The 21,216-nt window shown below is 52.5% G+C and carries 22 protein-coding genes and 1 pseudogene; 16 read left to right on the top strand and 7 right to left on the bottom strand.

Annotation, left to right across the window (positions count from 1 at the left end; translation table 11 throughout):
* Window positions 1–18: 18 nt before the first annotated feature.
* Window positions 19–654 carry a LysE family translocator gene (locus PY990_RS11235; protein ID WP_275271673.1) on the bottom strand — a complete coding sequence of 212 codons (636 nt, stop codon included), beginning with the start codon at window positions 652–654 and terminating at the stop codon, window positions 19–21.
* A 103-nt stretch (window positions 655–757) separates the two neighbouring features.
* On the opposite strand from PY990_RS11235, the gene PY990_RS11230 reads away from it, so the two are divergent.
* From PY990_RS11230 to PY990_RS11220, 3 genes are all read left to right on the top strand, one after another.
* Window positions 758–1,609, top strand: coding sequence for a LysR substrate-binding domain-containing protein (locus PY990_RS11230; protein ID WP_275271672.1), 852 nt, complete (start codon window positions 758–760; stop codon window positions 1,607–1,609).
* Window positions 1,610–1,696: 87 nt separating this feature from the next.
* Window positions 1,697–3,019, top strand: coding sequence for a GDSL-type esterase/lipase family protein (locus PY990_RS11225; protein ID WP_275271671.1), 1,323 nt, complete (start codon window positions 1,697–1,699; stop codon window positions 3,017–3,019).
* Window positions 3,020–3,048: 29 nt separating this feature from the next.
* Window positions 3,049–3,864, top strand: a complete 816-nt coding sequence (locus PY990_RS11220) for an MBL fold metallo-hydrolase (protein ID WP_275271670.1) — start codon at window positions 3,049–3,051, stop codon at window positions 3,862–3,864.
* Window positions 3,865–3,870: 6 nt separating this feature from the next.
* Here PY990_RS11220 and PY990_RS11215 read toward each other — a convergent pair whose 3' ends face one another.
* From PY990_RS11215 to PY990_RS11195, 5 genes are all read right to left on the bottom strand, one after another.
* The gene (locus tag PY990_RS11215; protein WP_275271669.1) at window positions 3,871–4,644 is read right to left on the bottom strand and encodes an enoyl-CoA hydratase/isomerase family protein; all 774 of its coding nucleotides are present in this window, start codon (window positions 4,642–4,644) and stop codon (window positions 3,871–3,873) included.
* Between the two features lie 20 nt (window positions 4,645–4,664).
* The gene (locus PY990_RS11210; protein ID WP_275271668.1) at window positions 4,665–6,134 is read right to left on the bottom strand and encodes an LVIVD repeat-containing protein; all 1,470 of its coding nucleotides are present in this window, start codon (window positions 6,132–6,134) and stop codon (window positions 4,665–4,667) included.
* A 19-nt stretch (window positions 6,135–6,153) separates the two neighbouring features.
* A complete protein-coding gene (locus tag PY990_RS11205; RefSeq protein WP_275271667.1) occupies window positions 6,154–6,807 on the bottom strand; it encodes a DUF305 domain-containing protein in 654 nt (217 codons plus the stop codon).
* 86 nt (window positions 6,808–6,893) lie between these two features.
* Window positions 6,894–7,919: an NAD(P)H-dependent flavin oxidoreductase gene (locus PY990_RS11200; protein ID WP_275271666.1), complete on the bottom strand. Its 1,026-nt coding sequence runs from the start codon at window positions 7,917–7,919 to the stop codon at window positions 6,894–6,896.
* Window positions 7,920–7,932: 13 nt separating this feature from the next.
* Window positions 7,933–9,252, bottom strand: coding sequence for an MFS transporter (locus PY990_RS11195; RefSeq protein WP_275271665.1), 1,320 nt, complete (start codon window positions 9,250–9,252; stop codon window positions 7,933–7,935).
* 156 nt (window positions 9,253–9,408) lie between these two features.
* Here PY990_RS11195 and cyoA point away from each other — a divergent pair, with 156 nt between their 5' ends.
* The 7 genes from cyoA to PY990_RS11160 are packed head-to-tail and all read left to right on the top strand — an operon-like array spanning window position 9,409 to window position 16,180.
* Window positions 9,409–10,449 (top strand): ubiquinol oxidase subunit II, encoded by a 1,041-nt coding sequence (gene cyoA, locus PY990_RS11190; RefSeq protein WP_105028905.1) that lies wholly within the window; start codon window positions 9,409–9,411, stop codon window positions 10,447–10,449.
* Entirely contained in the window at window positions 10,430–12,433 is a 2,004-nt protein-coding gene (cyoB, locus tag PY990_RS11185; RefSeq protein WP_275271664.1) for a cytochrome o ubiquinol oxidase subunit I, read from the top strand. The genes cyoA and cyoB overlap by 20 nt, the downstream gene beginning before the upstream one ends.
* Window positions 12,426–13,073: a cytochrome o ubiquinol oxidase subunit III gene (gene cyoC, locus PY990_RS11180; protein ID WP_275271663.1), complete on the top strand. Its 648-nt coding sequence runs from the start codon at window positions 12,426–12,428 to the stop codon at window positions 13,071–13,073. Before cyoB ends, cyoC begins: the two co-directional genes overlap by 8 nt.
* Window positions 13,070–13,471 carry a cytochrome o ubiquinol oxidase subunit IV gene (gene cyoD / locus PY990_RS11175; protein ID WP_275271662.1) on the top strand — a complete coding sequence of 134 codons (402 nt, stop codon included), beginning with the start codon at window positions 13,070–13,072 and terminating at the stop codon, window positions 13,469–13,471. The genes cyoC and cyoD overlap by 4 nt, the downstream gene beginning before the upstream one ends.
* Before the next feature lie 16 nt (window positions 13,472–13,487).
* Complete coding sequence (locus tag PY990_RS11170; RefSeq protein WP_275271661.1) at window positions 13,488–14,243, top strand: SURF1 family protein; 756 nt, start codon at window positions 13,488–13,490, stop codon at window positions 14,241–14,243.
* Between the two features lie 54 nt (window positions 14,244–14,297).
* Complete coding sequence (locus PY990_RS11165) at window positions 14,298–15,635, top strand: ATP-binding protein (RefSeq protein WP_275271660.1); 1,338 nt, start codon at window positions 14,298–14,300, stop codon at window positions 15,633–15,635.
* A complete protein-coding gene (locus PY990_RS11160; RefSeq protein ID WP_275271659.1) occupies window positions 15,632–16,180 on the top strand; it encodes a response regulator transcription factor in 549 nt (182 codons plus the stop codon). The genes PY990_RS11165 and PY990_RS11160 overlap by 4 nt, the downstream gene beginning before the upstream one ends.
* Before the next feature lie 22 nt (window positions 16,181–16,202).
* Here the strand turns inward: PY990_RS11160 and PY990_RS11155 are convergent, their stop codons facing one another.
* Entirely contained in the window at window positions 16,203–16,685 is a 483-nt protein-coding gene (locus PY990_RS11155; RefSeq protein WP_275271658.1) for a DUF1178 family protein, read from the bottom strand.
* A gap of 116 nt (window positions 16,686–16,801) precedes the next feature.
* Between PY990_RS11155 and PY990_RS11150 the strand changes: the two genes are divergently transcribed.
* The 6 genes and pseudogenes from PY990_RS11150 to soxA all read left to right on the top strand — a co-directional run bounded on the left by PY990_RS11150 (window position 16,802) and on the right by soxA (window position 21,201).
* Entirely contained in the window at window positions 16,802–17,179 is a 378-nt protein-coding gene (locus PY990_RS11150) for a hypothetical protein (RefSeq protein ID WP_171098783.1), read from the top strand.
* 107 nt (window positions 17,180–17,286) lie between these two features.
* On the top strand, window positions 17,287–18,663 hold the full coding sequence (gene soxC / locus PY990_RS11145; protein ID WP_275271657.1) for a sulfite dehydrogenase: 1,377 nt from the start codon (window positions 17,287–17,289) through the stop codon (window positions 18,661–18,663).
* Between the two features lie 2 nt (window positions 18,664–18,665).
* A pseudogene (locus PY990_RS11140) lies at window positions 18,666–19,433 on the top strand (c-type cytochrome); the annotation flags it as partial.
* A gap of 86 nt (window positions 19,434–19,519) precedes the next feature.
* Entirely contained in the window at window positions 19,520–19,993 is a 474-nt protein-coding gene (gene soxY / locus PY990_RS11135; RefSeq protein ID WP_275271656.1) for a thiosulfate oxidation carrier protein SoxY, read from the top strand.
* A gap of 22 nt (window positions 19,994–20,015) precedes the next feature.
* On the top strand, window positions 20,016–20,327 hold the full coding sequence (gene soxZ / locus PY990_RS11130; RefSeq protein ID WP_171098787.1) for a thiosulfate oxidation carrier complex protein SoxZ: 312 nt from the start codon (window positions 20,016–20,018) through the stop codon (window positions 20,325–20,327).
* A gap of 37 nt (window positions 20,328–20,364) precedes the next feature.
* Window positions 20,365–21,201 carry a sulfur oxidation c-type cytochrome SoxA gene (soxA, locus tag PY990_RS11125; RefSeq protein ID WP_275271655.1) on the top strand — a complete coding sequence of 279 codons (837 nt, stop codon included), beginning with the start codon at window positions 20,365–20,367 and terminating at the stop codon, window positions 21,199–21,201.
* Window positions 21,202–21,216: the final 15 nt, after the last annotated feature.

The raw sequence follows: 21,216 nt of genomic DNA, 5'->3' as shown, positions 1-21,216 counted from the left end.
TACAACAGACCAAGCATATCAACCCATGGCTTGGATTGCCATCTCTGCACTCAATGCAAGCAACGTAATTCCCATCAGCACGCGTTGTGCCAAGAGCCATGCGGGTTTTCGGGCCAGGAAATTGGCCATGCTGCCAGAAAATATCGCCATACCTGCATTCACGCCCGCAAACATCGCGATGAGCAAGCCGCCGTAAAACAGCGATTGTTCCAATACACGGCCTTGTGTTTCGTCGATAAACTGAGGCAATAAGGTAAGGAAAATCAACGCCAGTTTGGGGTTAAGCAGGCTGGTTGTGGCCCCCATCGCAAACAATTTACCAGCATGTTCGCGCGGTAACTGTTCATGAATTTCAAGCGGGGAGCGTCCCCCAGGGCGAATCGCATTCCAGCCCAGCCAGCCCATGTATACCGCACCACATGCACTTAGAATTTGTGCGGCATGGGGCTGTGTTTTAAAAAAGGCGGTAATACCGAAGGCTGCGCCAAACATGTAAAAAAGATAACCAACTACCACGCCGCCCAGCGAAGTCAACCCGGCGCGTCGCCCTTGCGTAATGGAGCGGGAGATCACATAGATCATGTTGGGGCCAGGCGTGATGGACAACAACCCTCCCACCACCAGAAAGGCATACAGAGAACTCAGGTCTTTCACTTCAATTGTCCTTGTTGGGTGAATCGCGAAGTGGATTATTCAACACTGGATAAATTTCGTAAAACGAATTAAATTAAATTGATTAATCAGAAAAGCTGATGAAATGAAGAAACTGGATTTGGATGCATTGAGCATGCTGGTGGCGGTGGCAGATTCCGGCAGTTTCGCGGCAGGCGCAGCATGGGTGCACCGTTCGCCCTCGGCGGTCAGCATGCAAATCAAGGGGCTTGAAGGCCTGCTGGGCAAGGCCTTGTTTTTGCGCGACACGCGCAACCTGGAATTGACCGCAGAGGGACACACCTTGCTTGGCTATGCCCGACAAATGCTCGCTTTGCGCGATGAAGCCTTTGCAGAATTAACCCGGCCAGCTGTGACAGGGCGTGTCAGCATTGGTGTGCCTGATGATTATGCGTCGTCTCTGCTGCCGCCTGTGTTACGCAAGTTTTCTGCTACCTATCCCCGTGTGGAAATACAAGTGATAGGTCGCCCAAGCCATCACATTGCACAAATGGTCAAAGACAATGAAGTGGATCTGGCTGTGATTACACGTACCAAGGGTTGTCCGGGGCTGTTGTTGCGCATGGAGCCCCTGGTGTGGGCAGGGTCGCCAAGTAACCGAACCATTTGGAAAGAGCGTCCCTTACCGCTTGCTGTGTTTGGTGAGGGCAGTACCGCGCGTGCCCATGCACTGAAGGCTTTGCAGCAGGCAAAAATTCCTTATCGCATGTCGTATGAAAGCCCGGCAGTGCAAGGCTTGGTTAGCATGGTGGACGCAGGTCTTGCCATTGCACCGCTGGCTCAGTGCGGCATGCCAGGCCATTTGCTCAGGCTTGGTGGTGCAGAGGGTTTGCCACCTTTGCAGCCTGTGGAAGTGGTGCTGTCCAGAAGCCTGAAATCCAGACGCCCACCTTGTGATTATTTTGCTGAGTTGCTGGTTCAGGAACTCAGTATTTGAATCTGTAGGCTTTGCATTTCAGTACAAGTTGGATCAAATCCATCAATATTTCGAGCTGCACAAAACAGCCTGCGGAGACGGAAGGTCATGAAATTGCTGTTAAAAGCGCTCGGTCTGATGGCCGTGTCGGCGCTGTTGGGTGCTTGTCTTGGCGGCAGTGGTAGCACCAGCCCTTCTGCAGCGTCACGGGTTGATCTGCGCGAGGCGCAGGCCAATATGGTGGGTGTATGGTCAACGGCGCCTTATGGACCCTATCCGCTCGGGCCACTCACTCAAGAGAATATCCCACTGCCTGGTGCCCCAGAGTTGGCAAACTTTCCCGGTGATCAGGCGGTTAATCGAAGCTTTAGGATGATCATCAATCCCACGCTGGGCGGGCAGGCGGTACGTATCCGGCTTTCCAATCTCATGGGTACTCAACCGGTGCGGTTTGAGAATATTTCAATTGCCAAAGGCAATCCTTTGCTGCCCATTATCGATGAGGCGACACAGGTTGCGCTGACAGTGAATGGTCGAGATTTCGGTGTGGCCATGCCGGGGCAGGAATTGATTACCGATGTAGCTGCATTTGAATTTGGGGCTCAAGAAGATTTGGCTGTGACGTTTCACGTGGCAGGCGAAAGCGGCCCCATGACCTGGCATGCGGTCAGTTTTGGTCCGCAGTACATCAGCCCGCACAACAGTGGAGATGTCACTGACGATTCTGTGGGTACTTCGTTTCAGCAGGTGTCAGTGGGCTGGTTCTTTATTTCTGGTCTTGACGCTTTCAATCCTGAAGCCAAGGGCGCAATTGTGGCCATTGGTGACTCAATCACCGATGGGTTTATGCAGGTACTAAACCAACGCTGGACAGACCGCTTGGCCACTCGCTTGAATGCGCAGAATGCGAATGTGGCAGTGTTGAATCAAGGGATCAACAGCAACACTGTGACCAATGCAAGAAACGGATTTGCAGGACCACCCTTGATTGAGCGTTTTCAGCGGGATGTGCTTGACCGTGCCGGTGTGAAGGCAGTGGTCATTTTTGAAGGCACCAATGACCTGGGAGCTGATGTGAAAGCCGAACCCGTTATTCAGGCCTACCAGCAATTGATTCAGCAGGCGCGTTCAAGTGGCTTGTGCGTATTCATGGGTACCATACCGCCGCGCGCGGATGTTGCTTTTGGATGGTTTCCTGATGGCCCTACAGTGAAAGAACCCGAGCGTCAGAAAATCAATACCTGGATTCGCAGCACGCCTTTGATTGATGGTGTCGTTGATTTTGACAAGGTGCTTGCCGCACCAGGTACACCTTTGCCCAATGCAGCCTTGTACATCCCGGATTTGCTGCATCCGAATTCGCTGGGCTTCACGGCCATGGGCGATGAAGTGGATATAGATGCAATGTTGTTGCGTTGCAATTTAAACTGAACCCACCACAACTACACGGAATTTGAACCATGAAAATTCACCACATGAATTGCGGCACCATGTGCCCGATTTGCAAACGTTTGATCAATGGCAGTGGTGGTTTTTTTGAAAGGGCTGAAATGGTTTGTCATTGCCTGGTGGTTGAAAGCGAAGAAGGCCTGATTCTCGTCGATACTGGTTTAGGTACAGGCGACGTATTAGAGCCCAACCGACGCTTGGGCGCTGGCTTTGTGGCCATGCTGGCTCCTCAGCTGCGCCTTGAAGAAACAGCGATTGAGCAGATCAGGGCTTTGGGTTTGAAGCCCGGCGATGTCAAGCACATTGTGCCCACTCACCTTGATCTGGATCATGCTGGGGGCTTGAGTGATTTTCCCGACGCGCAAGTGCATGTGTTCGAGCCCGAGCATCGTCACGCAATAAACCCAAGCCTGCGCGATTCATTGCGATTCAGAAAAGCGCAGTTTGAACACAAGCCCAAATGGAACATTCACGAGAAACCCACTGAAACCTGGTTTGGCTTTCAGGCCATTCGACCGATTGCCGGTGTGGAATTGCTGATGGTGCCGTTGATTGGACACACTCGAGGGCATGTGGGTGTGGCGGTGAAGAACGGCAACAAGTGGCTTTTGCATTGTGGCGACGCATACTTTCACCGAAGTGAGGTGGCCTTGAAGCACGAGGACCCCATGCCGGCTGGCGTGGCTTTCTTTGAAAAGCTTGTGCAAACACTGCCTGCCGAACGTGTGGCGACCCAGGCACGTTTGCGTGAGTTGGTGAAAAGTAGCGGCGATGAAGTTGAGCTGTTTTGCGCGCACGACCCTGTAGAGTTCGCGCGCTACAGTTGAACGGGTTTAACTTTTTGCTTTTCGTGCTGCAGCCAATTGCGACTGCAGCGCGTCAATGCGTTGGTGATTGTCTTCTGAACCAATGTAACTTCTGAACAACCATTCCTGCGTGCGCATGGACATGTCCAAATCCTGGTTCAACACCACATTGGACAGTCGTTTCGTTTCAGCCAGACAGGCGCGGTCGTATTGCGCCATTTCACGCGCAATTTGCGCAACGGAGCTGAGCAATTCGCCTTCTGGAAACACCTTGCTGACATAGCCCATGCGCTCGGCTTCTGCCGCATCGTAAATACGACCTGTTAGTGCCACTTCCTTGGCGCGGCCCATGCCGATGATGCGCCACAGCGGGTCCATGATGGGGGTCAATGACAGCACAATTTCACGTTGGCCGAATTTGGCACGGGTGGATGCATAGCGAATGTCGCACATCATGGTCAAATCAAAGCCGCCAGCAATTGCTGCACCACCCACGGCGCATATTACGGGCTGCTCACAAAACAGAATCGCGCGATATGCGCGGTGAAACAGGGCGGTGTACGCTTCATTGCTGACTTTCTCAAGCTTGCGAATTTCATTCAAGTCAAAGCCTGCTGAAAAGTAGCGCTCACCTCCGGTGAATACAATGACATTCACGTCTTGTCGCGCACCCAGTGCGTTGAACATGTGTGTCACTTCCTCCAGTACATCGGGGGCCAGTGCATTGCCTTTGTCTGGGCGGTTGATGGTGACTGTGGCCACGCGTTCGGCCACCTCTAGATTGAGATACTGAAAGTTCATTGACATAATTTCCGTTTGAATTATTTCCATGCGTTGTTAGTTACTTTGACCACATAAAAGCCCTGATAGCCATCGGTGTACCAAATTTCCTTGCGCTCGGGTACAAAAGCCGGGCTGGACATGGCCCAGTTGCTGGCTGGTGCGGGCAACGTTAACACACGCGGCTTCACAGGCGCGTTGAAGTAGGCCACTTCAACAGGATTGGCAGGGTCTCGAATGTCGAAAATCCGCAGACCCGACAAGATCATGCTGCATGCCACGATGGTGGGGTTCACGCGCGTAGGCATGTTGCAGTAGTGCCCAGCGTACCCGCCTGTGGGGTTCTGTGCGCCGGGGTCACTGGCAATTTCTTCGCGGTTCGCAATGTTGTGAACATCCAGTCGCAGGTTTGACACAACTTTGGGTTTTGACTCATCTGAAATGTCAATAATTCGCGCAGCACCTACATTGGGACCGTTTGCACCCACAGGCAAGGGTCCGTTGTTGCCACCGGAATACTCATCCACCTCCATCACATATTGCTTGCCGTTTCTAGTAAAAGGGATGGCGTTTTGTGGAATGGTTACAGTGTCCCAAGTCAGTCGTGAAACTTCACGTACTTGCGGGTTGGCTTTGCGAGCCTGAATTTCTGAAATATCCAGAATCAACATGCCTGCTGGGTCGCCGATGCTGGCTACATAGGCGCGGTTGCCGTCAGGGCTGATTGACAAGCCATGTGATGAATATTGCCCGGCCCACAATGGGCGCGGCAGGCTGGGGTTGGAAATGTCGAGCGCCACCAGTGTGGAGGTGGAGGGTGAACCCGAGAAAAATGTTTTGCCATCCGGCGAAATACCGCTTTCATGACCAAACAGGCCCAAGGGTGTGGACGATTTCAACACGGGGTTGCGGCAGTCTTCTGATACATCGTAAATGTCCACAATGCCTGGGCCAAATGCGGGGTTACCCAACACGGCTGCCAACACACCACCTTCTTGGCTCACCACCAGCGATTCATGCGGCGACAGCATGGCAGGCGTAACAAGGCGCGCAGTACGCACCGGATTGCTTGGATCGCTCATGTCGAACACATTCACGCCCAGTTCCATGTCCAGAATATTGGTGGGGAACAGCAAGGTGCTGTCTGCGAACGCGCAATCGCGTCCAGCTTTGTCACGGTAGCGTTCAACTTTGAAACCACCAACGGTACCGATCACGCGTTCAGGCGCGAACGAGCCCACCATTTGTGTGTTGCAAGTAAAGCCTGCCGCGGCCAAACCCGCATCGTGATCTGCCTGTGACACCCGGCCCTGCATGCCTGTTTCCTGCCGTGAACCGGGCCCACAGCGACCCTGTGGCGTGGCAGTTACATTCAAACCATCCACCACCTGGCTTGGGTTTGTTCGCCCGCCGCCGATTGAACTGCTGCTGTCTGAACCACCCAGACAACCTGCTACCAGTGTAGGTAACAACAAGGCAGCCAGTACCACTTGTGTCGGTTTTTTCAACATGATGAGGAATGTCTCCAGTTCAGGATTTTTTGAGTTGTTGTAATTTCAATTGGATCCAGCCAATTTCCATGCCTTGGTCGCGAATCATGGCGCTGGCCAGGGCTTTGACCAGGCTTGTTTCACCGTTGCGGTTTGCAAACCAGGCCATGGGAATTGCGGCGCGGTGGTGGGCCAGCATCAGCTCCAAAAACAAAACTTCTTTCTCAATGCCACTGGCGTTTTTGAGTTGTTCAAGTTGTTCGGGTGTGGCCACACCGGCCATGGCACCGCCATCGGCCTTGCATTGGGCCTGATAAAGCTGATCGTCAAGGTGGCGCACATTGGTGGCATTTTCAACCCAGGCCATGGGTGGGCCATCCATCATCACGGGTTCGTTCCAGGCGGTTAACCAGCCTTCCATCACACCCATTTCACGGGTTTGTTTCATGATGATGGATTGCGCCAAAGCCTGAATTTCAGGTGAAGCGGCACCGCGCATCATCATCGACATTTGAATGGCCTGCGCGTGGTGCAGAAGCATGCTTCTTGCGAATCCCGAGTCAATCGGGTGGACTGTATTGGCAGATTTTCCCGAGAGTTTGTAAGCGAAGAACCCCAAGGCCGCCAGTAGAACGGCGGCACACAACACAAACAGGGCGCGTTTGCGCCTTGAGGTCTGAAAGGGGTGGTGCATGTCTCGCGGATATTATTGGATGTATATGCTATTTATACTTCCAAAATACCCTTTTGGATGCAGGACTTAGCCGGTTTATTCCTGCTCTAAAACCCCTGCGCGAGCTCGTGGGTAATCATCGCAGCGCTCGCATTTTTACATTCACTGGCATTTTGCCCGGCCCACAGGGGTGAAAAGTCGCCTGAACCCATGCTTTCTGCCTTGGCCCGCAGTGGCGCAATACCGGGTGTGGCCAATGGAAATTCGGGTGGGAATTCAGACAGGGCACCCAGTTCACGCATCACCCGGTTCACAATGCCGCGTGCGGGCCTGCCACTGAACAGGTTGGTCAGTGCCGTGTGGCGTGCAGCCTCACTTTGCAAGGCTTTTCTGTGAATGGCGCTGGTGCTGCATTCCGGTGCCAGCAGGTAGGCGGTACCGACTTGCACTGCACCTGCACCCAAAGCCATGGCTGCTGCTACGCCCTTTGAACTGGCAATTCCTCCAGCGGCTATCACGGGTACATTTACAGCTTTGACGATTTGCGGCAACAGCGCAAATGTGCCCATTTGCAGGTTCAAATCATGGTTCAGAAAGTGTCCGCGATGTCCGCCAGCTTCCAAACCTTGGGCGATGATGAAGTCGCAACCTTGGGCTTGAAGCCAAAGTGCCTCTTCAACCGTAGTGGCTGATGAAATAATTTGTGCGCCCATGGCTTTCACGCGTTTGAGCAATTCAGGTTTGGGCAAACCAAAATGAAAGCTGACGTAGGGCGGCTTGAATTCCTCGAGCAGTTCAGCTGATTCCGCATTGAACGGTGTTCGGCCCTGGCCACTTGGAAACTCTTCAATGTTCAAGCCCATTTCACTGTAATAAGGTGCCAGTGCGTTTTTCCATTTCAGGTTGCGCGCCGCGTCTATTTCCGGTGGAGTATGGGCAAAAAAATTAACGTTGTAAGGCCTCTTGGTGCCTTCCTGGATGGCCAGCAATTCGGTGCGAAGTTGGCTGGCAGTGAGCATGGCGCAGGGCAGGGAGCCCAAGCCGCCGGCATTGCTGACCGCAATGCACAGCGCACTGGTTTGCACACCCGCCATGGGCGCCTGCACAAGCGGGTATTGCGTGTTGAAAATCATATTACTTTCAGCTTTAGTCTTTCAGTTCAAGTGCACGGTTCAGGCTAAGCGCAGCAAGTGACCCCACAGCGCCTGAAAGCAGGTAAAGGCTGACGTATTCCAAACCGAAATGCGCAGCCAAACCCAAGGCCACCAGTGGCGCAAAACCCGCGCCCACTAGCCAGGCCAAATCGGAGGTAAGCGCAGCACCCATGTAGCGGTACTTGGCCTTGAAGTTGGCGGTTACTGCACCAGCTGCCTGGCCATACGACAAACCCAGCAGAACGAAACCGATCAGGATAAATGCGGTTTGCCCGTTGTCGCCACCGCCCATCATGTGGGGCACGAAGAAGCTAAACAAAGCAATCAAAATTGCCAGGAAGCCCAGGGTGTTTCTGCGACCCAGTTTGTCGGCGATCACGCCACTGAGTACCACCGCACCGGCTGCCAACACCGCCCCTGCAATTTGAATGACCAGGAATTCAGAAATAGAGCGCTCGGAGTGCAGGGCAATCCAGGACAGCGGAAACACGGTAACCACGTGGAACAGCGCGTAACTGGCCAATGCAGCCAAAGCACCCACCAAAATATTGTGGCCTTGCGATCCAACAATTTCAGTCACTTTCACAGGTTGTAGTTCGCGCTCTTCGAGCAAGCGTGCGTATTCACTGGTGGCCACCAAGCGCAGGCGTGCAAACAGGGCCACCACGTTGATGGCAAATGCCACGTAAAAGGGGTAACGCCAGCCCCAGTCCAGGAAGTCGGCTGTCGATAACGCAGACAACAGATAGGCAAACAAACCAGCCGCGATGATGAAGCCGATTGGGGCTCCCAGTTGGCCCAACATGGCGTACCAGCCACGTTTGTTTTCAGGGGCATTTAAGGCCAAGAGTGAAGGCAAACCATCCCATGAACCGCCAAAAGCCAGGCCTTGACCAATTCGAAGCACGGCCAGTAACACAATGGCAGCAGCGCCCAGCGACGCGTAGCTGGGTAAGAATGCAATCCCTGCCGTGGAAATGCCCAGCATGAACAGGGCCACGGTCAATTTGGTTTCTCGCCCGAATTTTTGTTGCACCATCATCAAAGCCACAGTGCCCAACGGGCGGGCGATGAAAGCAAATGAAAAAATCAGGAAAGAGTAGAGGGTGCCGGTGAGCGGATCTTCAAACGGGAAAAACACCGCCGGAAACACCAACACCGAAGCAATTGCGTACACAAAAAAATCAAAATATTCAGAAGCCCGACCGATCACCACTCCAATGGCAATTTCTCCAGGCGTAACGTTGCTGTTGCTGCCATGGTGGCCCGGTGTGACGCCCTGTTCTGCGTGAATTGTACTTGTGCCGGACATTTGAAGTTCTCCTCGAATCTTTGCTTGCGACAATATTATTTTTATTTTCAATGGGTTGAAAGTGAAATTTGCCAACTGGGACAATATGTCCAATGCCCAGCGCCACCCCATGTCAGTAAATTAGCATGAAATCATTTCCTAACTGTGCTGGGTATTATGTTCAAGCCACTGAAACGTAGTCTTTTGTTGCTGGTGCCGCTTTTCCTGCTTGCAGGTTGTAACACCATTGTGATGAATCCCAAGGGAGACATTGCATCGCAACAGGCCGATTTGATCGTACTGTCCACAGTGTTGATGTTGATCATCATTGTGCCGGTCATTTTTCTCACCTGTTTTTTTGCCTGGAAGTATCGCAAAGCCAACTCACAAGCCGAGTACGATCCTGAATGGGACCACTCTACCAAGCTGGAGCTGGTGATTTGGGGCGCGCCCTTGCTGATCATTATCATCCTGGGTTTGGTCACTTGGGTAAGTACCCACAAACTCGACCCCTATCGCCCATTGGATCGGATTGACGCGAGCACACCGCTGCCAGCCGACCACAAGCCACTGGTTGTGCAGGTTACATCGCTGGACTGGAAGTGGTTGTTCATTTACCCAGAGCAAGGAATTGCGACCGTGAATGAGCTGGTAACTCCCGTGAATGTACCCGTGCGCTTCAAGATTACTTCCAGCACCGTCATGAATTCGTTCTACATTCCTGCGCTGGCCGGTCAAATTTACTCCATGCCCGGCATGGAAACTACTCTGAATGCGGTGATCAACGAGCAAGGCGAGTGGGAAGGTTTTTCGGCCAATTACAGTGGTGCCGGTTTCTCACACATGCGTTTCAAATACCGCGGCGTGAGCCAAGACGAGTTTGACAATTGGGTAGCACGCAACAAATCGTATGGCAAAGAGTTGGACCGTGCGGCCTACCTTGAACTCGAAAAGCCCACCACCAAGCACCCCGTGGAGTACTACGGCAAGGTGGAGCAAAACCTGTTTCACGCCATTGTGAACCGTTGCGTAGTCGAAGGCACGGTGTGTATGGATACACAAATGATGGCGGATTCCATGCGCAATCGCACCAATTTGTCAGCCGACGAACTGGCAATCCTGATCAATGAAGCCATGTGCACCATTGCACCCAACGCGGACGCGCTTCCACTCATTACTTCATCCAAGAAGAACGGCTATGACTCAGTATCCAATTGAAACAAGCCCGATATTCGGGCGGCTAACACTCAACGCGATTCCGTACTACGACCCCATCATCATGGGTACGCTGGCTGTGGCCGCGACACTCGGGATTGTTCTTCTGGCCCTGATTCACAAAAATCGTTTGTGGGGCACATTGTGGAACGACTGGTTCACCAGTATTGACCACAAGAAAATTGGCATTATGTATATGATCCTAGGCCTAGTCATGATGATGCGCGGCTTTGCAGACGCCATCATGATGCGTGCCCAACAAGCCATCGCCTTCAACGGAAATGAAGGTTTCTTGCCGCCACACCACTATGATCAAATTTTCACGGCCCATGGCGTGATCATGATTTTTTTCGTGGCCATGCCTTTGATCACGGGCCTGATGAACTACCTGATCCCGTTGCAAATTGGTGCACGCGATGTGGCGTTCCCGTTCCTGAACAACTTCAGCTTCTGGATGACCGCCATGGGTGCGGCTTTGATCATGGCATCCCTGTTCGTGGGCGAGTTTGCCATGACCGGCTGGTTGGCCTACCCACCTTTGTCTGGAATTTTCCAGAGTCCGTATGTGGGGGTCGACTATTACATCTGGGCCTTACAAATCGCGGGGGTCGGTACCCTGCTGTCGGGTGTGAACCTGATTGTGACTATTGTGAAAATGCGTGCCCCCGGCATGAGCCTGATGAAAATGCCGATTTTCACCTGGACATCGCTGTGCGCCAACGTGTTGATTGTTGCTGCCTTCCCAGTATTGACTGCCGTATTGGGCATGTTGACCATGGACCGTTATTTGGGCACCAACTTCTTCACGAACGACCTGGGCGGCAACTCCATGATGTACGTGAACCTGATTTGGATTTGGGGTCACCCCGAGGTTTACATCCTGATTCTGCCGCTGTTTGGTGTGTTCTCTGAAGTGGTGTCCACGTTCAGCCGTAAGCGCCTGTTTGGTTACAGTTCCATGGTTTACGCCACAGTTGTAATTACCATTCTTTCTTACCTGGTTTGGTTGCACCATTTCTTCACCATGGGCAGTGGGGCGAGCGTGAACGCCTTCTTCGGCATCACGACCATGATTATTTCCATCCCCACGGGTGCGAAAATATTCAACTGGCTGTTCACTATGTACAAAGGCAAGATCAGTTTCGAGTTGCCCATGATGTGGACCATTGCCTTCATGATTACCTTCGTGATCGGTGGCATGACAGGAGTATTGCTGGCCGTACCACCTGCTGATTTTGTGCTGCACAACAGCCTGTTCCTGATTGCTCACTTCCACAACGTGATTATTGGTGGCGTGTTGTTTGGCCTGTTTGCAGCCATCAACTTCTGGGCACCCAAAGCGCTTGGTGTGAAGCTCAATGAATTTTGGGGCAAGGTGTCTTTCTGGTTCTGGGTGATCGGTTTCTACTTCGCCTTCATGCCGCTGTACGTGTTGGGCCTCATGGGTGTTACGCGACGCATGAGCCAGTTTGACGATCCATCCCTGCAAATCTGGTTCCAGATTGCAGCCCTGGGTGCAGCCATGATTGCAGTGGGTATTGCCGCCATGATCATGCAGTTCTATGCCACATACCGTGATCGCGCCAAGTTGCGCGACACCACCGGTGACCCCTGGGGTGGTCGTACGCTGGAGTGGGCCACTTCAAGCCCACCTGCAGAGTACAACTTTGCATTCACTCCCGTGGTGTACGACACCGATGCGTGGGCTGACATGAAGAAAAACGGTTACAAGCGACCAACCAGTGGCTTTGTCGATATTCACATGCCCAAGAACACCGCTGCGGGCTTCATTATTTCGGCAATCAGCGCTGTGATCGGTTTTGCCTTGGTGTGGCACATTTGGTGGCTGGCTGCGGGCGGTACCGTGGCACTGCTGGTGGCAGTGATCGCCCACACATTCAATTACAAACGCGACTTCTACATCAAGGCCGATGAAGTGGCCCGCACCGAAGACGCGCGTACGAAACTGGAGCAAGCCCATGTCTGATTTAGTGATGAATTCAGCGATGAATGCAGCCGGAATTGCATCGGCTGATCCAAGTTCACGTTATTACGTGAAAGACCACCACCCGAAAAACGGTTCCTCGCTGGGTTTCTGGATTTACCTGATGAGCGACTGTTTGATCTTCGCTTGTCTGTTTGCGACCTATGCAGTAATTGGTCGCAACTATGCCGGTGGCCCGACGGGCGCGGAAATTTTCGACCTGAACTTGGTGGCCCTGAACACAGCATTCCTGTTGCTCAGTTCAATCACCTATGGCGTGGCTATGGTGGGCATGCAAAACCGCAATGTGAAGAAAACCATTCAGTGGCTTGCCATCACCGGCGTGCTTGGTCTGGCGTTTCTGGCTGTTGAAATCTACGAATTTTGGCATTTCATCAGCATTGGTGCCACACCGCAAACCAGTGGTTTCCTGACCGCCTTCTTTGCACTGGTGGGTACCCATGGTTTGCACGTGTTCTTCGGCATCATCTGGCTGGTGGTGTTGTTGCTCCAATTGAACAAGCACGGTCTTATTGTTGAAAACCGCCGCCGCGTCATGTGCCTTTCCATGTTCTGGCACTTCTTGGACGTGATCTGGATCGGTGTATTTACCTTCGTTTATTTGATGGGAGTATTGCCATGAGCGCACATCCACACGACGTCAACGACCATCACGATCACCACGATGATGAAGATGAAGTGCATGTCAGCATGCGCGATTACACCATCGGCTTCGTGCTTGCTGTCATTTTGACGGTGATTCCGTTCGCCTTGGTCATGGGCGGGGTATTTGAAAGTTCAACCACCACGGCTTTGGTGATTCTGGCGCTGGGTGCTGTTCAAATGGTGGTGCACATGGTTTACTTCCTGCACATGAATAGTAAATCGGAAGGTGGCTGGACCATGCTGGCCTTGATGTTCACCCTGATTATCGTGGTGATCACGCTGGTGGGTTCAATTTGGGTGATGTACCACTTGAACACCAACATGATGCCGGGCATGAATCATGAGGCCATTGAGTCGATTCAACAGTTGAAGTGAAGGAGTGTGGTGCAGGATGAATGATGTGTCAAAGCCCCATTCAGTGCATGCATCCAGTTCAATGAAAAGGCTGCTGGGCTTTGCCCTGGCGGCCTTTTTTTTCACTGTATTCCTTTCGCTCGGTACTTGGCAGGTTTTCAGACTTGACTACAAGCTCGACCTCATTGAGCGGGTTGAAAACCGGGTGCATGCTCCACCTGTTGATGCACCGATGGCAGCCGAATGGCCAGCTGTCAGTCGTGATACTCATGAATATCTGAACGTGAAACTGCAAGGTGCCTTGCTGCCTCAGTACACCACGCGTGTGCAAGCCACCACGGTATTGGGGGCCGGGCATTGGTTGCTCACGCCCCTGCGCCAGGCCAACGGCAAAATTGTATGGATTAACCGGGGGTACATTCCGGTGAATGAAGCCGACCCTATGACAGTTGATAATACCCAGGGTCAGTTCGAAGCGCGCGGCTTGCTAAGACTCAGCGAAACGGGTGGCGCATTTTTGCGAGAGAACGACCCGGCCGGCAATCGCTGGTACTCACGTGACATTGACGCGCTTTCAAAGCATCACAATTTGAAGTCTGTTGCCCCATACTTCATTGATGCGGGCACGCCACGCAACCTTGGAGAAGAAATTACGGGATTTACCCCCAAAACTTATCCAGTGGATGGATTAACCGTCATCAAGTTTCACAACAGCCACTTGGTGTACGCGTTCACTTGGTATGCTTTGGCCTTGATGGTGGCGGGTATCACTGTTTGGCTGAATCGCAAATAAATCGCCAAAGTCAGTTCCCGCTTTTTCAGGTTTCCCAGCAGGATTCGCATTTCAATGGCCATAAATTCCGACATTGTTTCCATTCGGCAAGGTGCCAGTGCGTTTGATGAAACAAACGTGTTGAATGAAACCGGCCACAAAAACATGTTGCATTTGATTCACCTGCGCTGGCTGGCGGTGGGTGGCCAAATCGCCACAATACTCGTCGCTACCTGGGGATTCGGCATACAGTTGCCGATGTTCAATATGCTGGCGGTGATGGTGTGCCTGATCGCTTTTAATATTGGCAGTCACCTTCGCTGGCACGAAGAACGCGTGGTCAGCAATCGCGAATTGTTTCTAGCCATGCTGGTGGATATCGCCAGCCTGACCGCACAGCTTTATTTCACCGGCGGTATTAATAATCCCTTTGTATTTCTGTTTTTGTTGCAGGTTATTTTAAGTGCGGTGTTGTTGCGCGCAGAATCGACTTGGCTGGTGGTGGCCATTACCACGCTGTGTCTGGCTTTTTTGTCGATCGTTAACAAGCCACTGGTGTGGCCGCTGAACAGCACTTACAAACTTGCCGATTTGTATGCCACAGGCCTGGTGATTTGTTTTGTACTGAATGCAGCCTTGCTGGTTATTTTCATTACCAGAATTGGGCGTAACTTGCGCGCTGGTGACGCCGCTTTGGCCAGCCTGCGGCAACGCGCTGCAGAGGAAGAGCACATTGTGCGAATGGGTCTGTTGGCCAGTGGCGCCGCGCATGAACTGGGTACGCCCTTGGCCACCATGTCTGTCGTGTTGGGCGACTGGAAACGAATGCCCCAATTTTCGAAAGACCAGGCCATGCTGGAAGAAATCGAGGAAATTGAAGGGCAACTGCTTCGCTGTAAAAGCATTGTCAGTGGTATTTTGTTGTCAGCCGGCGAAACGCGTGGAGAGTCTTCCTCTAAAACCAGCTTGAATGAATTCTTTGAAAGTTTGGTGGAGGAATGGGAAAGCAGCCGCCCAGCCCAGTACTTTGAATACACCAACAGCATTGACGAAGAATTCACCGTTGCGTTTGATTCAACTGTGAAGCAAATGGTGTTCAATGTGCTGGACAACGCACTGGAAGTGTCGCCGAACTGGTTGCGATTTGAAGTGTCCAAAAACCAGGAACAATTGTTTTTAACCGTTGCTGATCAAGGTCCCGGTTTCAGGGCCGACATTCTTGAACAGGTGGGTACACCCTACAATTCAAGCAAGGGTCGCCCGGGTGGTGGTCTTGGTTTGTTTCTGGTCATGAATGTGGCGCGCACATTGGGCGGCACACTGACAGTGAACAATCGCAAAGAGGGCGGTGCAGAAGTGGTGATTGCCTTGCCGTTAAATGCCCTGATTTTGCAGGAGAACAAATCGCCATGAGCCAAGGTAGCAGTATGGAAAGGCTTTTGTTGCTGGTTGAAGACGACGAGGCATTTGCCCGCGTGTTAAAGCGTTCCTTTGAGCGGCGTGAATACAAAGTGCTTCACGCCAGCAGCCAGGAAGAAATGCAAGCGATACTTTTGAAGCAAACGCCAACCCACGCAGTGGTCGATTTAAAGCTCAGCGGCAATTCTTCAGGCCTGAATTGCGTTCAGGCTCTGCATGCGCACAACCCAGCCATGTTGATTGTGGTGCTTACCGGTTTTGCGAGTATTAACACCGCAGTTGAGGCAATTAAACTGGGGGCTTGTCAGTACTTGGCCAAACCCTCGAACACCGACGACATTGAAGCTGCTTTTGGTCATGTGGCGGGTAGCGAACCCGTTGAACTCACCAACCGGACCACTTCGATCAAAAACCTGGAATGGGAGCGAATCCACGAGGTATTGGTGGAAACCGATTTCAATATTTCGGAAACGGCACGCAGGCTGGGCATGCATCGCCGCACGCTGGCCCGCAAACTCGAAAAGCGCCGCGTGAAATAAGCGGCACTGATGGCCGCTGGGGTCAGTTCAACTCTTCTTCACTGGGCAGCACAGGCAGGGCGATTACTTCAATGCCCTCATCACGCAACTCTTCAAATTCCTCGGGGCTGGCCTGTCCACGAATGGCGCGAATGGGGGCTTCTTCATAATGAATTTTGCGGGCCTCTTCAGCGAAGCGGTCACCCACATCTTCGGAGTGATTAATCAAGGCCTGAATGGCCTGGCGGGCCATGACAAAGGCAGTGGCCACATCTACTGAGTTGGGCTTTTGCGCTGCTGGTGCGGCTGGTACATCGGCGCTTCTCGTTTCACCAAGCTTGGGCTCAACAGGTGCTTTGTTGCCAATGTTGATTTTGGAAGGCACTTTGCGAATGGCAGATGTGCCACACTCAGGGCAAGTCAGCAGTTTTTGTTCGCGTTGGTCATCGAAATCCTCATTGGATCGAAACCAGCCTTCGAAGCGGTGGGAGTATTCACACTCCAGGTCGTAAATAATAATTGCCACAATGTTTGAATCTGTCTCTGAATTTGGGTATTTTACAGTGGAATGGTTTGCCTACCGCTGAATTCGAATCTCTTCTAGAATTCGATCAACAACAATCAAGGCCCAAAGAGGTTTGTATGTCCCGAAAAAAGTCACTTGAACCGCATTTGCGAGGCATCGTTGACTTGGTATCCGCCACGCTCGACGAAGGAACGCGTCAGGTCGAGGGTGTGCATCGCCGAATTGCAGACATTCCGTTCTCCGTGCTGAAGAAGATTCGTCCAATCGCGCCGATTTCATCGGCTGTGCACATGGTGGAGAAGAAAATTACCCACTCAGCTTACGACACGGTGCGCCTCGTGGCCAAGGTGGGCGCACAGGCCGTACACAACGTCTTGCCCACAGACCCCACCAGCCAGGGCATCTCCAAACCCGACTACAAAATCGACCACGACAGCCTTAGAAAGCGGAAAACTGAGCAAAAGGCCGGGCAGAAGACTAAGAAGAAACCTTAGCGTCAAACTGCTTGCACAAGTGGAATTTAGGGCGTAAATTCTAGATATGATCATATGCGCATATACTGACGCAGCGCAACAAGAATAATCATATCCAGGAGACATTTGTGTCGTTTGACATTCCCTCAGACACTCCTTTGGGCTTAATTCGACGGGCCCCGGAAAATTTTGTCAGTCGCAGTGATATCGCCTTCATTAACCGTGCCAGCGACACTGACCGCCGTGGTTTTTTTAAAAAAGCATTTGCTGCCGCTGTGGCTACCAGCGCAGCAAGCGCTGTGGCGAGCACGCCCCGTTGGGCCCATGCCGCGCAGGGCGACCCTGTGATTCTGAATTTGCCTGAACACAGCAAAGGGCTGGGGCAACCTGTGGCTACCATGCCTTACGGCATGCCCTCGCAATACGAGAAGAACCTGCAACGCCGTGAATCCCCGGGCCTGACCCGTGTGGGTGGCTCCTCTGTTTCATTTTGCCCTTTGCAGGGCTTGTTCGGAATCATTACGCCATCAGGGCTTCATTTTGAGCGTCACCATCAGGGTTGGTGGGACATCGACCCCACCCAGCATCGCTTGATGATCAACGGTTTGGTGAAAAAGCAAATGGTCTTCACCGTGGATGAACTCATGCGCATGGAATCTGTTTCCCGGGTTCATTTCATCGAGTGTGGCGCCAATTCCGGCATGGAATGGGCCAATGTCGCCGTGCCCACAGTTCAGTACACGCACGGCATGTTGAGTTGTTCGGAGTTTACCGGCGTGCCATTGATCAAGGTGCTGGAATATTGTGGTGTTGACTTGAAGAAGGGGCGTTTCATTTTGGCTGAAGGCGCCGATGGCTCATCCATGACGCGCACCATTCCAATGGAGTTGGTCGAAAGTGGTGAAGTGTTGCTGGCCTATGGTCAAAACGGTGAAATGTTGCGCTCTGAAAATGGCTACCCGCTGCGTTTGGTGGTGCCCGGTGTGCAAGGCGTAAGCTGGGTAAAGTACCTGCGCCGCATTGAAGTGGGAGATAAACCCTACGGGACCAAAGACGAAGCCATTCACTATGTGGACTTGATGCCCGATGGCACTCATCGGCAGTACACATCGATTCAGGAATGCAAATCGGTGATCACCACGCCATCCGGTGGTCAACAGTTACTCAGCCCTGGCTTTTACAACATCACGGGGCTGGCCTGGAGTGGCAGAGGGAAAATTACAGCGGTTGATGTTTCAACCGACGGCGGAAAAAGCTGGAAAACCGCCAAATTGCAAGGCCCAGTTCATGACAAATCGTTGACCCGTTTCAACCTGCCTTGGGTTTGGGAAGGTAAAGGTGAGGCCTTATTGCAAAGCAGGGCCGTGGACAGTACCGGTTACGTGCAGCCCAGCTACCGAACACTTCGTGAAAAGCGCGATGACAAAAGTATTTACCACAACAATGCAATTCAAAGCTGGCGTGTGGATGCCGCTGGTGAAGTGCACAACGTGCACGTGGGGTGAGCATGAGCCAGATGAAAAACAGAATCAAATTGCTTGGCTTGCTCAGCCATGCTGTCGTGGCGGTGTCGCTGTGTTCGCTGCTTTGGTATACCGGCGCAGCAGTTGCCTTTGATGGCTTGGGGCGTGTGGCCACTCCCGATGAAGTCAAAGCCTGGGACATTGATGTGCGCCCTGATTTTGTCGGTTTGCCCAAAGGCAGCGGCAGTGTGGCCAAGGGCATGGAAGTGTGGGATGCTCAGTGCGCATCTTGTCACGGCGTGTTTGGCGAAAGCAATGAAATCTTCACACCAATCGTGGGTGGTACCACAGCGGAAGATATTAAAAAGGGTCGTGTGCAATCGTTGAAAGACGGTTCGGCCCCACAGCGAACCACCTTGATGAAAGTTCCTACTTTGTCCACCTTGTGGGACTACATCAATCGCGCCATGCCTTGGACGGCACCGAAAAGCCTGAGCACTGAAGAGGTATACGCGGTGACAGCCTATATTTTGAACATGGGTGGTGTGGTGGGCGACGATTTTGTTCTAAGCGACCAAAATATGGCGCAAACCCAAGCCAAACTGCCCAACCGCAATGGCATGCAAACCAAGCATGGCATGTGGTTGCCCTCGGGTAAACCCGATGTGAAAGAGCTGCGTTGCATGTCAAACTGCAAACCTGACGCGAGAGTCATTTCCTTTTTGCCCGATTACGCACGTAACGCACATGGCAATCTACAGGACCAGAACCGTTTGGTGGGGCCTGTTCGGGGTGTGCCGACTTTGTCGCCGGCCTACAACAAATCCGCATTGAACAATGAAGTGAATGGGCGAGTCCAAGAGAAGTGATTCACAAAATTTTTAGGAGGAATTAGTCAATGAACCAAAACAGACGCACCGTGCTGAAGGCCTCTTCAGGCCTGACAGTGCTGGGCTTGGCAGTTGCTGCCGGATTGATCAAACCAAACGAGGTATTTGCAGCTGCCGGTTATCCAGACAAAGCATTCGGTGCCAAGTCGTTGGACGAGCTGATGAAAGCTCTGGGTGCGGGCATGCCCACTGAGAGTAAAGACATCACAGTGATTGCACCCGATATCGCTGAAAACGGTGCGGTGGTGCCTGTGGGTGCGGACAGCCGGCTGAAAAACACCACAGAAGTGGCTTTACTGGTGGCCAACAATCCCTCCATGTTGTCTGCTCAATTCATGATCCCTGCCGGCACGGATGCCAAGGTGAATACACGCGTAAAAATGGGTAAGTCAAGCGATGTGTATGCGCTCGTGAAGGCCGATGGCAAGTATTACTTTGCCAAGAAAGAGGTCAAGGTGACCCTCGGTGGTTGTGGCGGTTAATTAAAAAATTCGGGAGAAAAATATGGGTGATCCAATGAAAATTCGCGCCAAAGCCAGTGGCGACGAAGTTGAAGTGAAAGTGTTGATGGCGCATGAAATGGAAACCGGCCAGCGCAAGGCCTCCGATGGCAGCCTGGTGCCCGCATGGTTTATTCAAAATGTCACGGCCAAGTGCAACGACAAAGTGGTTTTGATGGCCAATTGGGGCCCAGCGGTGTCCAAGAATCCCTTCCTGTCCTTTTCTTTCAAAGGCGGCAAAGTGGGTGACACAGTCGAAATCACATGGACTGACAACAAGGGCGACTCCCGAACTGACAAAACCAAAGTGGCGTAATCTCTAATTAATTCATAACCATAAGAAGGGGTGTGAGATGAGGCAAACAGCAAAAACAGCGGCCAAGCTAGCTGCTGTGGCTTTCGTGGGCGCCGGAGCAATGGCGTCCTTCACGATGAGTGCGTACGCTCAAAAAACCACCGAGCAAGGTATTCAGGAATACCGCGACATGCTGGCCGATGGCAATCCGGCCGAGTTGGTTGAACTGCGCGGCGAAGACCTTTGGAGCAAGCCGCAAGGCCCTAAAAATTCATCACTTGAGCAATGTGATATGGGTGCCGGGCCTGGCAAGTTAGAGGGTGTTGCCGCCACAATGCCACGTTTTTTCGGTGATGCGGGCAAAGTGATGGATGTTGAAACTCGCTTGGTGCATTGCATGGTGACATTGCAAGGTCGAGACATTGCCGAGGTTACCAAGAAGCCATACTCAGGCGCAGGTGAAAAACCAACCGAAATGGAATCACTGGTGGCGTATGTCTACGCACAGTCTCGTGGTGCTGCCATCAAGGTTCCTCAAGGCCATCCTGAGGAGAAGGCATCGCGCGCCCGTGGTGAGAAAATTTTCTTCTACCGTGCCGGCCCCTACGATTTTTCATGTGCAAGTTGCCACGCAAGCGATGATCAGCGCATTCGCCTGCAAGGCTTACCCAACTTGACCAAGCCCGAACCTGCACAAGCCGCATTCGCAGCCTGGCCGGCCTACCGGGTGTCGCAGGGGGCGGTTCGTTCCATGCAATGGCGCATGTACGATTGTTTCCGTCAGCAACGTTTCCCCGAGTTGAAGTATGGCTCGCAAGCGTCGATCGACCTGATTACTTTCCTTGGCGTGAAAGCCGAGGGCGGTACCATGCAGGCCACTTCGCTTAAGCGCTAACACCAGGGAGAACAA

It is taken from the genome of Limnobacter olei (assembly GCF_029087225.1).
Taxonomy (GTDB): Bacteria; Pseudomonadota; Gammaproteobacteria; order Burkholderiales; family Burkholderiaceae_B; genus Limnobacter; species Limnobacter olei.
The sequence above is the reverse complement of the archived record's forward strand: the minus strand, read 5'-3'. Positions and strand labels throughout refer to the sequence as shown.

Excerpts from the sequence above, each read along its gene's own strand:
- cyoD (WP_275271662.1), top strand. The coding sequence starts at position 13,070 with ATGAGCGCACATCCACACGACGTCAACGACCATCACGATCACCACGAT.
- PY990_RS11200 (WP_275271666.1), bottom strand. The coding sequence starts at position 7,919 with ATGATTTTCAACACGCAATACCCGCTTGTGCAGGCGCCCATGGCGGGT.
- PY990_RS11230 (WP_275271672.1), top strand. The coding sequence starts at position 758 with ATGAAGAAACTGGATTTGGATGCATTGAGCATGCTGGTGGCGGTGGCA.
- soxY (WP_275271656.1), top strand. The coding sequence starts at position 19,520 with ATGAACCAAAACAGACGCACCGTGCTGAAGGCCTCTTCAGGCCTGACA.
- PY990_RS11210 (WP_275271668.1), bottom strand. The coding sequence starts at position 6,134 with ATGTTGAAAAAACCGACACAAGTGGTACTGGCTGCCTTGTTGTTACCT.
- cyoA (WP_105028905.1), top strand. The coding sequence starts at position 9,409 with ATGTTCAAGCCACTGAAACGTAGTCTTTTGTTGCTGGTGCCGCTTTTC.
- PY990_RS11225 (WP_275271671.1), top strand. The coding sequence starts at position 1,697 with ATGAAATTGCTGTTAAAAGCGCTCGGTCTGATGGCCGTGTCGGCGCTG.
- PY990_RS11205 (WP_275271667.1), bottom strand. The coding sequence starts at position 6,807 with ATGCACCACCCCTTTCAGACCTCAAGGCGCAAACGCGCCCTGTTTGTG.
- PY990_RS11195 (WP_275271665.1), bottom strand. The coding sequence starts at position 9,252 with ATGTCCGGCACAAGTACAATTCACGCAGAACAGGGCGTCACACCGGGC.
- PY990_RS11220 (WP_275271670.1), top strand. The coding sequence starts at position 3,049 with ATGAAAATTCACCACATGAATTGCGGCACCATGTGCCCGATTTGCAAA.
- PY990_RS11160 (WP_275271659.1), top strand. The coding sequence starts at position 15,632 with ATGAGCCAAGGTAGCAGTATGGAAAGGCTTTTGTTGCTGGTTGAAGAC.
- soxZ (WP_171098787.1), top strand. The coding sequence starts at position 20,016 with ATGGGTGATCCAATGAAAATTCGCGCCAAAGCCAGTGGCGACGAAGTT.
- cyoC (WP_275271663.1), top strand. The coding sequence starts at position 12,426 with ATGTCTGATTTAGTGATGAATTCAGCGATGAATGCAGCCGGAATTGCA.
- soxA (WP_275271655.1), top strand. The coding sequence starts at position 20,365 with ATGAGGCAAACAGCAAAAACAGCGGCCAAGCTAGCTGCTGTGGCTTTC.
- PY990_RS11215 (WP_275271669.1), bottom strand. The coding sequence starts at position 4,644 with ATGAACTTTCAGTATCTCAATCTAGAGGTGGCCGAACGCGTGGCCACA.
- PY990_RS11150 (WP_171098783.1), top strand. The coding sequence starts at position 16,802 with ATGTCCCGAAAAAAGTCACTTGAACCGCATTTGCGAGGCATCGTTGAC.
- PY990_RS11165 (WP_275271660.1), top strand. The coding sequence starts at position 14,298 with ATGGCCATAAATTCCGACATTGTTTCCATTCGGCAAGGTGCCAGTGCG.
- cyoB (WP_275271664.1), top strand. The coding sequence starts at position 10,430 with ATGACTCAGTATCCAATTGAAACAAGCCCGATATTCGGGCGGCTAACA.
- PY990_RS11170 (WP_275271661.1), top strand. The coding sequence starts at position 13,488 with ATGAATGATGTGTCAAAGCCCCATTCAGTGCATGCATCCAGTTCAATG.